This is a genomic window from Phytobacter sp. MRY16-398, assembly GCF_003925915.1.
GTDB classification, from domain to species: domain Bacteria; phylum Pseudomonadota; class Gammaproteobacteria; order Enterobacterales; family Enterobacteriaceae; genus Phytobacter; species Phytobacter diazotrophicus.
On the sequence record NZ_AP018756.1, the window covers coordinates 1356809 to 1368654 of the forward strand.

The 11846-nt window shown below is 52.3% G+C and carries 15 protein-coding genes; all 15 read left to right on the forward strand.

Annotated features, from left to right (window positions below):
- Positions 1 to 56: 56 nt before the first annotated feature.
- The gene (locus MRY16398_RS06660; RefSeq protein ID WP_107224191.1) at positions 57 to 539 is read left to right on the forward strand and encodes a hypothetical protein; all 483 of its coding nucleotides are present in this window, start codon (positions 57 to 59) and stop codon (positions 537 to 539) included.
- A complete protein-coding gene (locus MRY16398_RS06665; protein ID WP_107224190.1) occupies positions 536 to 964 on the forward strand; it encodes a hypothetical protein in 429 nt (142 codons plus the stop codon). The genes MRY16398_RS06660 and MRY16398_RS06665 overlap by 4 nt, the downstream gene beginning before the upstream one ends.
- Positions 961 to 1395, forward strand: a complete 435-nt coding sequence (locus MRY16398_RS06670; RefSeq protein ID WP_125124048.1) for a hypothetical protein — start codon at positions 961 to 963, stop codon at positions 1393 to 1395. The genes MRY16398_RS06665 and MRY16398_RS06670 overlap by 4 nt, the downstream gene beginning before the upstream one ends.
- Positions 1379 to 2314, forward strand: coding sequence for a hypothetical protein (locus tag MRY16398_RS06675; protein ID WP_110294646.1), 936 nt, complete (start codon positions 1379 to 1381; stop codon positions 2312 to 2314). Before MRY16398_RS06670 ends, MRY16398_RS06675 begins: the two co-directional genes overlap by 17 nt.
- Positions 2315 to 3709, forward strand: coding sequence for a hypothetical protein (locus MRY16398_RS06680; protein ID WP_125124049.1), 1395 nt, complete (start codon positions 2315 to 2317; stop codon positions 3707 to 3709).
- Positions 3710 to 3712: 3 nt separating this feature from the next.
- Entirely contained in the window at positions 3713 to 4150 is a 438-nt protein-coding gene (locus tag MRY16398_RS06685; protein WP_125124050.1) for a hypothetical protein, read from the forward strand.
- Positions 4151 to 4153: 3 nt separating this feature from the next.
- Positions 4154 to 4720, forward strand: coding sequence for a hypothetical protein (locus tag MRY16398_RS06690; protein ID WP_125124051.1), 567 nt, complete (start codon positions 4154 to 4156; stop codon positions 4718 to 4720).
- A gap of 123 nt (positions 4721 to 4843) precedes the next feature.
- Positions 4844 to 6664 carry a hypothetical protein gene (locus tag MRY16398_RS06695; RefSeq protein WP_125124052.1) on the forward strand — a complete coding sequence of 607 codons (1821 nt, stop codon included), beginning with the start codon at positions 4844 to 4846 and terminating at the stop codon, positions 6662 to 6664.
- Positions 6664 to 7389, forward strand: coding sequence for a hypothetical protein (locus MRY16398_RS06700; protein ID WP_125124053.1), 726 nt, complete (start codon positions 6664 to 6666; stop codon positions 7387 to 7389). Before MRY16398_RS06695 ends, MRY16398_RS06700 begins: the two co-directional genes overlap by 1 nt.
- Complete coding sequence (locus tag MRY16398_RS06705; RefSeq protein ID WP_125124054.1) at positions 7386 to 7661, forward strand: hypothetical protein; 276 nt, start codon at positions 7386 to 7388, stop codon at positions 7659 to 7661. Before MRY16398_RS06700 ends, MRY16398_RS06705 begins: the two co-directional genes overlap by 4 nt.
- Positions 7661 to 8635, forward strand: coding sequence for a hypothetical protein (locus MRY16398_RS06710; protein ID WP_125124055.1), 975 nt, complete (start codon positions 7661 to 7663; stop codon positions 8633 to 8635). The genes MRY16398_RS06705 and MRY16398_RS06710 overlap by 1 nt, the downstream gene beginning before the upstream one ends.
- Positions 8632 to 9348, forward strand: a complete 717-nt coding sequence (locus MRY16398_RS06715) for a hypothetical protein (RefSeq protein WP_125124056.1) — start codon at positions 8632 to 8634, stop codon at positions 9346 to 9348. The genes MRY16398_RS06710 and MRY16398_RS06715 overlap by 4 nt, the downstream gene beginning before the upstream one ends.
- Positions 9345 to 9677 carry a hypothetical protein gene (locus MRY16398_RS06720; protein ID WP_107224179.1) on the forward strand — a complete coding sequence of 111 codons (333 nt, stop codon included), beginning with the start codon at positions 9345 to 9347 and terminating at the stop codon, positions 9675 to 9677. Before MRY16398_RS06715 ends, MRY16398_RS06720 begins: the two co-directional genes overlap by 4 nt.
- Positions 9674 to 11092: a ubiquitin-activating E1 FCCH domain-containing protein gene (locus MRY16398_RS06725; RefSeq protein WP_125124057.1), complete on the forward strand. Its 1419-nt coding sequence runs from the start codon at positions 9674 to 9676 to the stop codon at positions 11090 to 11092. The genes MRY16398_RS06720 and MRY16398_RS06725 overlap by 4 nt, the downstream gene beginning before the upstream one ends.
- A gap of 1 nt (position 11093) precedes the next feature.
- On the forward strand, positions 11094 to 11798 hold the full coding sequence (locus tag MRY16398_RS06730; RefSeq protein WP_125124058.1) for a hypothetical protein: 705 nt from the start codon (positions 11094 to 11096) through the stop codon (positions 11796 to 11798).
- Positions 11799 to 11846: the final 48 nt, after the last annotated feature.

Consider the following 11846-nt stretch of genomic DNA (forward strand, 5'->3'; position numbering starts at 1 on the left):
CAACAAATCTTAAGCCCCTTTCGGTGATCCGGCAGGGGCTTTTTTATGAGGTCAAAATGAAACTTTTTGTCGCCAATACAACCAAGCAGCGCAACATTTTTGTTTATCGCGTTCTTGAAACTGGTCGCCTACGTCAGATCCCCATTGAACCAGGTTCGCAAATGATGGTTCTGGATGGCTCAAGCGATGAGGTCAACGCGGTAATCGAGCACCATGCAATTTACGGCCTGATCAATTCCCGGAATATTGACCAGAGCAAGGCTTTTGTCGGTCTTTGCTACAACATCGATAAGCCGGTAGTTTCCAGCGTCATCGAAAAGGCCATCCGCGATAACGATGATCACCTTTCCCGCGGCGCACATCAGATTCGCCAGGCATCACTGGCCGCACTCGACAAGACCCTGACTGAAAACAGAACTGGCTACAGCGGGGAGCTTGAGTTTTCTGCTGAACAAATGAAAGGGCGCGAAGAAAACGAAGATGCGCCGGTTGTTAATGAAACCATCGGCACTCAGAAAGCCGGGAGCAAGAAAAAATGACCATCAGTCTGTCGGGATTTATCGACTTCGTTCGAACTGATATGGGTATTGACGCCACGCAGGTTCCCGACAACTCGCCGTCAATCTCTCTGGCTTACGGCGGCGCGGTTGAGTGGGTAAACCAGGACATTGAAATGGTGATGCCTCAGTTTTACGCAGTCGCCGTTTATAACCTCGCCGCGTCGTTTCTTGTCAATTACGGGACTGAGTCAGTATTCGCCGGGACCCGCGACAAGTTGAAGCTTAACGACTTCACCGCGGGGGTTATCACCGGGGCCAGTGACAACGCGACCAGTGCGCAAAGGCTGGTACCGGATTTCTTCAAAGACCTGTCTCTGGCTGATCTGCAGATGCTGAAAGACCCGTGGGGCCGCCGCTACCTGATGATTGCGCAGCAGTTCGGGAGTCTGTGGGGGTTATCGTGATAACGCTGCATCTCGGGGTTATTGATATCCCCTACGAGGACGAGGACACCACAACCGGGGACGTGGCTGAATACCTCGAAGAGAAATACCAGATCATGCAGACGTTCTTTGACCGCTATGAGAGGGAAATAGTGGACATGATGAGTGAGGACATGGCTGGTCAACTGGAGAACCTGATAGCTGGATTTCCGCCTCAAAAGGACCCATTCAGGAGTTCAATGGAAAGGATTCACCATCTCTTTTCTGCATTCCTGGATAGTCAAGAAATGAATGGCATGCCAGGAGTGCCAACGCGGAGGGCGCTGGAAGGTATCAGTAAGCGCCTGAAAAACAAAAAAGGCAATCCGCGCCCTTCGTTTATTGATACTGGCACGTATCAGGGGGCAATGATGGCCTGGGTAAGCGGGGTGCTGAATGCCTTCCCTGAGTGAATTAAACAACGCAAAAACAGAGCTGAACGCCGCACTCACTGACGGGCTTGACGACCTTAGCCGCTATCAGGAGGTGACGTTTACCCGGTACATTCACAAAGTCCTTCCGCTGGATGGATTCGTGTTCTGGGTAAAGGCATCGCTGACTGATGTTGCGGATCCGACGCAGGACACCGTACAGGTTAAAGGTTATCTGCACCTGACGACCGAGACAATTCAGAACGACGAGCAGCTTTACGACCGCAACGTTGTGACGTTTACCGCGCAGTCTGATATTGACCCGTTTAACGACATTGGCTCAGACGTCCTCTATATCGGCGAATTCTTTGGCCTGCAATTCTCTTTTTCACGGCGTATCGGCCTTAACGAACCGGCCAACCTTTATCACTACACTGGTGAAGCGATTTTCCCGCACATGCGGTCGCAGATTATTAATTCTGCCGACGAAATAGATCTCACCGATGTGGTTGTTTCGAGCTCGTTACCGGTATGGCTGACGCTGAATCAGTACATGCCTATGTATCCGGCCATGCTGTCATCGCAAAACATTTCGCCGCCGTTCGCAACGGTGAAGTGCGCTAATACAACCCCGATTGCCGGGGCGTTTTATCTGGACGACCAGCAGAACCAGTATCAACTGGTATCGGAGGATGTGACGCTGTCGCTAACCGGTCTGCGTAACGCGCAAACGCTGGACTTCCTGCGTTATGTACAGGACTACACGCAAAGCGACAGCGCTGAAATGGGCGTGATGAATATCCCTGTTGTGCAGGATGAGCGCGTCACGCAAAACGAGCTGAACATCATCGCCCAGCGAAAGACCATCAAATTCAAAGTTAACTACTACCAGCAACGGATGCGCAACGTGGCGCGCAAGCTGGTGGCATTTTCCATACCTTCCATCAGCCCGGAGAAATAAATGTCGATCGTCAATATTAACGTGTCGGTGACTAACCCGCCGAAACCGTCGCAACTGCTCAAATCCGGTGCGCTGATTTCCGTTGGCGGCACTACGCTGAATGCAGGCGAATATCAGTTGCTGACCGCAAAAACTGATCTGGCTTCCATTCTGGCACCTGCAAAAGCGATTTCAACTATCGCCTGGGCAACCGGTACGGTCACTGTCACGCTGAGCGCTGCACATGGGTGGACTAACGGATCACAGGTTCCGGTCCTCATCTCTGGCGTTGCGCCCACTGGCTACAACGGCGCGTACACCGCTACGGTGACGGGCGCCAACACCTTTACCTATCCGTTGACCAGCAACCCCGGAACGGCAACCACAATGGGGTCGGTAAAAACGGTGGTGGCTAACGAGATTGTTCAGATGAATAACTCGTTCTGGTCACAGGGCACAAGCCGCGCAGTTTATGTGCTGGAGCTTGGCGCGGTTTCGAATATTGACGCCATCGCAGCGCTTGCCGATTTCATCGCGGAAGATGTATCGCTTGGCAACACTTATCAGAAGTTCTTTTCCTATCTGGTGCCGCGCGAGTGGGATTCCGAGGCGACATTCAAGACGCTGACTGGTCTGTATACGTCGCCGTCTTCGCTGGTTTATTTCTTCGTTACCACGACGATCGCAACGTATGCCGCATGGAAAGCTACGGCGAATAAAAGCGTATTTGCAGGCGTGGAAGCCCCAGCCATTGCCGCCACTGAGTTCTCAATGGCTGCAGCGTTCCAGTCTGCTCTGGCGAATGACCCGGGGTCTTCCAACATGGTTCCCCCGATGGCGTACCGTTTCCTGTACGGCGTCACTGAATACCCGATTGAGGGTAACAGCACCCTGTTGAAAAACCTCCAGGACAACGATATCAGCTACGTTGGGACAGCGGCTGAGGGCGGTCTGAGCAATAAAATGCTGGTTGCTGGTCATATGCTTGATGGCAACCCGTTTAACTACTGGTACTCGGTGGCCTGGTGCGCGATCAACCTTGAGCTGGACCTGGCTAACGAAATCATCAACGGTTCAAACACCACCGTTAACCCGCTGTACTACGAGCAGGCTGGTATCGACCGACTTCAAAACCGTGCACTCAAAACGCTGCGTACTGGAATCAGTTACGGCCTGATTCTTGGACAGGTGATTAACGCCAAACTGACCCAGGCCGATTTCAACGCCGAGTATGAGAAAGGCACGTATGCGGGTAATGCGGTAATCAATGCGGTGCCGTTCAGCAACTACACCAGTCTGAACCCGTCCGATTATCAGGACGGGAAATACAATGGGCTCAGCGCAATCATGACCCCGCGTCGTGGCTTCGAATCCATCACCTTTAACCTCAACGTAACCAACTTTGTAGGGGCGTAAAAAATGGGCAACCCATTAGTGCCGCAGGGATTTCTTAATCGCGTCCGTGGCGCCTTGTCTGTTACAGACGTCCCGGCGCTTAACGTCACCGCATCGTACCTGGGTAAAGACGGGATCAGTATGCGGCCGGACAACGCCGCTACTGACATTATTCCGACCATGACCGGGACTGTCGGCAGCCAGACGCCGTACCAGCAGGTGACCGTGACGGTTCACCTCCTGAAAACGCAGGGTCTCGGGGCCAGCTATCAGCAGCGCTTCGCCACTGATACCGCGCTGGGTGAGGTTGTAATCACCCCGGATGCTACGACGTTCGGTAACTTCACATTGCTGAATTGCTACCTGCTGAACTTCAACGAACTGCCGTTCAACGGTATGGATGCCGGGTATGTGGTCACCATTGGCGGCTACCTGACCACCAATGACAACATGTGGATCTAATCCGTGAAAATCGACAAAAAATTAAATCTGGTCAGCACCATCAATCGCGATGGTGCGTTACCCGTCTATCTGCATGTTCTCCCGTTCCCGTATGAAGTGGTAGAGGAGCATTGCTTCCTGCTGGGTAACCTGTTCAACAACTTCATCACTCAAATTGGCGGTATTGGCGCAGCACGTGTGGCCGCAATGATGTTGCGCAAAAAGCTGAAAGAGCAGGGGGCGTCGGAAGGTCCTGGGCTTCTTGATGAAATGCAAAGGCTGGCATCTGTCGTCTACAACGACGGCAGCGCATGGAAAGTCATTCCGCTTGATACCGCACTGAAACAACAAATCGTTTTGCTGGACGAATACCGGGAAGTTGAAGGGGAAATCGTTTTTTTTATGGTTTCCTCTGCCATTCAGAAACGGGAACTGATAGCACCGACGGTGGGGGCGGTGATCGGCATGTACGGTGGGCAACTCACTGTATCGAGCGTTACGGAATTCCGCGATTCCTTGCTGACGTCGAATCAGGATACCGATACCCCGACCCAGAATGTCCAGCCGGAAACATCATTCATACCCTCCTAGACTGGGCGTCTAATGAGGGTTTCTGGCGGGTGATCCGTGAAATCAGCGACGCGGAGTTTTCCAGCCCCGCGCAGTACCGCCAGAGATTCATCATTTCAGCGCTAAAAGACAGGGGAAGCTTCAATGGCAGCTAAAACAATAGTTGAAATTGATGTAAATGATGAGAAGTTTCAGTCGTTTATTGAAAAGTTCAACGAGTATCAGGCTGCGTTAAAGGGATTGCCGGAGGAATGGCGCGGAAGCGCTCAGGGCATCGCTGATACCGGAAAGGAAACGGCAAAGGCCAGAACCGAAACCGAGGCGCTGACAAAGGCATTTAACGATGGCGCGGCGGCTATCCTGTCGATTAACAGCGGCATTGATCGCCTGAATACCAATCTGGAACGGGCAGGGAAGCACCAGGGCGACTTTAGCCGTAATGCCGGTAATGCCAAAGGCTTCCTGAACGCGGCGACAAAGGATGCCAAATCGCTGGCCGGACATATCAAAGACGCCACTACCAGCCTGTTGACGTGGAGCGGCATCGTAGGTGTGTTTACTGGCGTATTGGGTGCTGGCGGTCTGTTTGGTATTAACCGTCTGGCGTCTGTGGCCAGTGCGCAGAGGTTTACCTCTCTCGGCCTCGGTACGTCGATTGGCGCTCTTGATTCCACGGCGATCAACTACCAGCGTGCGCTGAGCAACCCGACGGGGACGTTAGGGGCTATTCGCGATGCGCAGATGGACCTGTCAAAGCGCTGGCAGTTCAGCGCGATGGGTATCAACAACCCTGACCGCTCACCTGACCAGTTACTGCCGCAAATGATCCGCAATGCGCGTGATATTTTCGTGCAGAACGGTAGCACGTTACAGGGTGCGCAGGCCCACGGCCTGACCAACTTCTTTACCCTGGACGACCTGAACCGCTTCAAAAACATGAGCGAAGCGGAACTTGACGCCATGGATAAGCGCGCCCAGCGCGACGCCAGATTGCTGCAGATCACCGACCAGCAGGCGAAACAGTGGCAGGACTTTAACGTACAACTCGATTTCAGTAGCCAGAGCATCCGTAACACGTTTATTCGTGGCCTGGCTCCGCTCACCCCGGCACTAACCAAATTATCCGACTCGCTTTCAGTGGCGATTGATACCGTCCTGAAATCGCCTGAACTTGGCAAATGGATTGACAACCTGTCGGGTGGTATTCAGCGCTTTGGTAATTATCTGGCTTCGCCGGAGTTCTCCAAAGACGTCGAAGACTTCATGACGAAGGTTGAGAAGCTGGGGGGTGTGATCGGTAAAGTTGTCGACTGGATTGTCGGAAAAACCAACCTTTCGGCGGCTGACGTAACATCGGGGTCATCCATTCTTGGTAATGACGCTGTCGTTGATCCGCAGACCGGGAAGAAGTATGTGCCAGGCAGCGATGATGACCCGCATGTGTGGGGGTGGCTGAAAGGTGTTAAACGCTTCTTTTCCAGCGGTGCCGTAACGCCTGTTGATTCACAGCCGGCCAACGTTAACGCGTCCGGCAGAACCATTGCCGACCGGTTCAATAACCCCACAAACCTGAGATGGGCTGAGGGATACGGCACGCATAACACCAGAAGTGGTGATTTTGCGGTGTTCCCCACCCTCGATGAAGGTGTACTGGCTGCGGCCAAGCAGTTGCAGATTTATGGCTCCCGCGGGGTAAATACGGTCAGTGATATCGCCAAAAAATGGGCGCCATCGAACGAAAACGACACCGACGAATACATCCGGCACGTTGTCAAAGCAACCCGGTTTGGTGAAAACGAGAAGCTCGATCTGAACAATCCGGCGGTACTGGCAAAACTCATTTCTGCCATGTCGCAAAAAGAGGGCGCTGGCTACCGGGTCAGTGAGGGAGCGGTGATCCAGATATTCAACAACACCGGCGGCAACGCAGTTGTTTCCGGCGCGCAACTTGGGGTTACCGGATAATGGCTTTCACTCGCGAGCTCTACAAACTCGGTTTTGAAATATCGCCGGTTATTCTCTGTGACGGTATCGCGCAAAGCATACCTGGCGGAATGCTGCCGATTGTGGCCCTGACGCAAAGCGCAAGCTTTGTTACGGGGCTGATCGGCGGTGCGATAAACCTTACCGATCTGGATAAGTATTTCTGCCACTGGCGGCCTGTGCAGGGAGGAACGCTGGTTGATTACGACATTGCCCGCTATCCGTTTGCTAACCAGACCGTGGCGGCTAACGCGCTGCTGGCCCAGCCGTTGCGTATCAGCCTGTTGATGGATGCCCCAGTTAATGAAAATACCGGGGCAATGACAAAACTGGTAACGATCAGTGCGTTGCAGTCTGTATTACAGGCGCATGCAAACCTGGGTGGGACGTTCATTATCGCCACCCCGGCGCTGATTTACAGCGGGTGCATTCTGCGCACCGTCAAGGATGTGACCAGTTCAAGCGAGCCAGTCCCTCAGCGTTCATGGATGTGGGATTTTGAGCAACCCCTGGTTACGGAAACCGGAGCGGAGCAGGCTGTTAACAGCTTTCTCAGCAAGATTGACGGTGGTACGAAGATGACTGATGCGTCATGGACCAATACTGTCGCCGCGCTGGGCAACACCTCTCTGGGTGGCGCGGTGTCTGGTGTCGCATCCAGTATCGTCGGGCTGGTGGGTAAACTAAGTGGAACATTCGGCCTATGAGCACAGAACTCTATACGTTTACCGGCAATGAGCGCGAAAGCATGCTGTTTACGCCGGTACTGGACGGGACGGTCTACAACTGCCAGATAAAGTGGAATATCGCCTCCCAGCGCTGGTACCTGCTGATCACTGATAATTCAGGCAACACCATTCTGAATACGCCAATGGTCGGATCTGTATCCACTGGGGGTATCAACCTTATCTATAGCGTGTTTTCCTCAACAACCCTGATCTGGCGTGAGAAAAATGGGCAAATAGAGGTTACAACCTGATGCGCTTCTATGACTTTCAGATTTTCGACAAAAATGGGAATTTGTACAGGCGCTATAAGAGTCTGGATGACTACGGAAATTTTAACCCCGGCTGCCTGATGGTGGAGTTTGATATCCAGAAGTACGGCATGTCCACCCCCATGGGATCCAGCCTGGTCAGGGTTTACGGGGTCAGCATCAAAGAAATGCAGCAGGCCCAGCAAAACATGTTCGGCATGACCATTAAAGGCTTTGCCGGAATGTCAAAGGGGCTACCGTTAGCCAAACAGAAGCAAAGCGGTTTAGTGCTCGAAGGCGAAATTCAGCAGCCTTTCGGGAACTGGCAGGGGACTGAATTATCTCTGGACATGATAATCACGGCTGGCGCCGGGTCGATAAGTTCCCCTGTCAATATAACGATGCCATGGGGTAAGGGGCAGAAGCTATCTATAGCGTTATATTTTGCCCTGCAACGTGCTTACCCGGATTACAAAATTAAGATCGAAATCAGCGATAACCTGGTGATGAACTATGACGCGCCAATATTTTGCTCAAGCGTGCAGCAACTGGCGGCAAATATTAAATCCATCAGCAAAAGCATCATCAGAGATCAGAATTACTCAGGCGTTGAATTATGCATTTTCCCTGGCAAAGAAATTCGCGCCTGGGACAGCCTGACCACTACGAAAAAAAACGCTCCCATTCAGCTTGAATTTACTGATCTGGTTGGTCAGCCGACGTGGATTGAATTTAACAAGGTCATGATCCGAACTGTCATGCGCGCTGATATTCAGGTGGGCGACTTCCTGAAACTACCAGCGGGCGCCAGCACAATCATTCAGGCCTCATCCTATTCACAATATCGCAACCAGGCAGCTTTTACAGGCGTGTTCCAGGTCAGCGCTGTACGTCTGGTGGGAAACAGCCGCCAGGCAGATGCTAATAGCTGGGTGACCATCATCGAGGCGTTCACAACAACGGGGCCAGCACAATGACGATCAGCCAGCGACTGAACTTCGGAAAGAGTATGAATAACTTTTCCGAAGAAAAAATATTGCAGGCCATGGAACTGGCCGGAAAAACGCTCCCGGCAACGGTTGTTTCACGATCCGGTAAAATGGTTACCGTTTCGTTCAGTCTGACGAATATCCCGTTTACCCTGCCACAAGTGACTATTCCCCTGTTTGGCCCGGAGTATATCCGCTACCCGATGCAGCCGGGCGATAAGGGTATTGTCATCCCGGCCGATGCGTATATCGGCGGCATGAGCGGGCAGGGTGGCGGCACCGCTGACCTGACGCAGCCGCCAAATCTCAGCGCCCTGACCTATTTGCCGATCAGCAATACCGAGTGGAGCGACGTCGACGGCGAAGTGCTGACGATGTACGGGCCCGAGGGCGTCACCATTCGTGACAAGGCGAGCAACAGCACTTTCCTGTTAACACCCCAGAGCGTGGCCATAGCAACGCCTGACAGCTTTACGGTGAAGGTGGGAATTACCGTCCTGTCGCTAACTCAGGGAATGTGGCAACTGACAGGCCAGGCCGGGAAATTACAGGATGCATCTGCCAGTACAAGTCCGGCGATAATGCAGGAAGGCTGGGCTTTGCTGGTTTCATGGCTGAACAGTCATCGCCATTCGAACGGTAACGGCGGCGGTAACACCGGTACGCCAACCAGTTCATTCAGCGGGAACATTACCGAATGAGAACCTATGGCAGAAATTCAGAGGGTAAATGGGTCCTGGTTGAAACCGATGAGTACGGATTTAACGATGCCATTTACCTGACAACGCTGGTGCAGAACCTGAAATTAGCTCCCCAGGAGTCGCCATTCTTCGCCAATAACGGCATACCCGCGCAGGCATCCGTTATTCAGCAAATCTTACCAACCTATTACGTTAACCGCCTGCAGCAACAGTTCAGCCAGTACTTTTCCTCGCTACAAATTGCCATGGTCAGTGATGACCCTCCCGTTTACAACATTTCAGCCATAACGAATGCAGGCTCAAAAATTATTGCACAGGTGAATGTATGAGTGATTTGTCTGTCAGCTATACCGCGGCTGGCCCGGTACCGCAAACCGCAGAAAGTCTGCGCGAGCAACTTGTTGCTCAGGCGGTGGCCCTGTCCCCCGGACTGACAACTGATTTACCCGGTTCGCTGATTGAGGATATTGTCAGTACGGATGTTGGCGCACTGCTGGTATGTGACCAGGCCAGAGTTGATCTGATTAACTCGGTAGGGCCACTGAAAGCGAACTTGACGATGCTGAACCTGCTGGCCCAGCAAAGCGGCATAGCACCCCAACAGACGCAGGGGCTAACCACTGTACCGGTTCAATTTTCAGGTCCGGCAGGTTTCGTTATTCCGCAGGGTTTTTTGGTATCTGACGGCACGAACAGCTATGCGCTGGTAGACACTACGACAATTCCGGCAGCGGGGGTAACGTCATCTGTTACCTGTCAGGGGACGGTGACGGGCTCCTGGGCAGTACCGGCAAACACGGTAAACCAGATTGTCACCAGTCTGCCGCAGGATATTGTTCTCACCTGTAACAATCCCGTTGCCGGTATACCAGGTGGCGATCCGGAAACCAATTATCAGTTTCGTGATCGCGTCTGGCAGGGGCAAATGTCCACTGTGCAGGGGTATCCCGGTTTTATCCGCCAGAAGTTGACGGATGTTGCGAATGTGCAGGCCAGACTTGTGTCTGTTGTCCAGAACGGCAGCGCCTGGGTCATCATGTGCGGCGGCGGCGATATTTATGAGATGGCTGGAGCCATCTACAAATCAGCAGGAGATATCAGCCGGCTGAGCGGGTGCAATATAAACGTCACGGGCATAACGAACGCTAACCCTGGCGTTGTGACGACCGATATCACACACGGATATACGACCGGCCAGGTTATCGAGATTGCAGGCGTTACAGGTATGACTGGCGTGAATAACGTCCCGCTGACGGTCACTGTGCTGTCTCCTGATTCATTTTCTATCGGGATTAACACTACATCATCAGGCACATGGACTGGCGGCGGGGTTGTAACACCGAATCTGCGCAACAATGTTGTGACGATTAACGACTGGCCAGACAACTACCTTATCCCGTTCGTTATCCCGTTACAGCAACGAGTCACGATTACATACCAGTGGGCGACGGAAAGCGTTAACTACCTGACGGATGCGACAGTTTCCAGCCTGGTGTCGGCAAACGCTATCTCGTATGTGAATAACATTTTTGCTGGTAAACCGCTCAACGTTAACAACCTGAAAGATGTTTTTTTGCAGGCCGTCAATACCGTGCTGGATATGAGCCTGATCACCACCCTGAATATCATTGTTACGGTTAACGGCATTATCACGCCAGTCGATGCAGGAACGAGCATTATCAGCGGAGATCCGTTCAGTTACTGGTATATCGCATCCGATGGTGTAATCGTTAACGGGGTTTAACATGCTCAGTGAAATTATCAGGTCATACCTCTATACCCAATATAATGATGACGATGATATCCGGGCATTTGTCACTGCCTACAACACCATGGCCCAGGAAATCTATTCATGGATGCTGAATGCTAACCTTCCTGTATTTGCCGGTGGCTATAACGTTGGCGACCAGTTGCGATGGATAGCGCTGGGAATTTACGGCGTTAAGCCTCCGATACTGGTCAGCGGTAAAAGCAAGGTTTACGGTCCGTATAACGCGATCAGATTTAACCAGTTGCCGTTTAACGGGCGGAAACGGGTCAGAGAGGCCGAGCAGGTTGTTGTGTCTGACGACCTGTTCAAGCGGATCATGACGTGGAATTTCTATAAGGGCGATGGCTTTTATTTCACAATCCCCTGGCTGAAACGCCGGATTATGCGATTTCTCACGGGTGTTGACGGTACGGATATTGTTAATGATCAACACTGGATTGTCTCTGTTGTTTTTTCGGATACAGGGATGATTATCACCATCACTAAAGGCTACACCGAACTTACTGACGCATCACTTTACAATGAGACAGGATTCAATGATCGACAGTACGACCACAATGATGGAGTGCTGATAAGAAGCAATGGCTATGAATATGCCGACCTGTTTAAGCAGGCCTTTGATTCAGGGCTGCTTCACATCCCTTTTTACCTGAGCGGTGAAGTCATCGTTATCGGTTAGTTCATCGTCTGCAGAATCAATCAACCCGCCACCGAGCGGGTTTTTTAT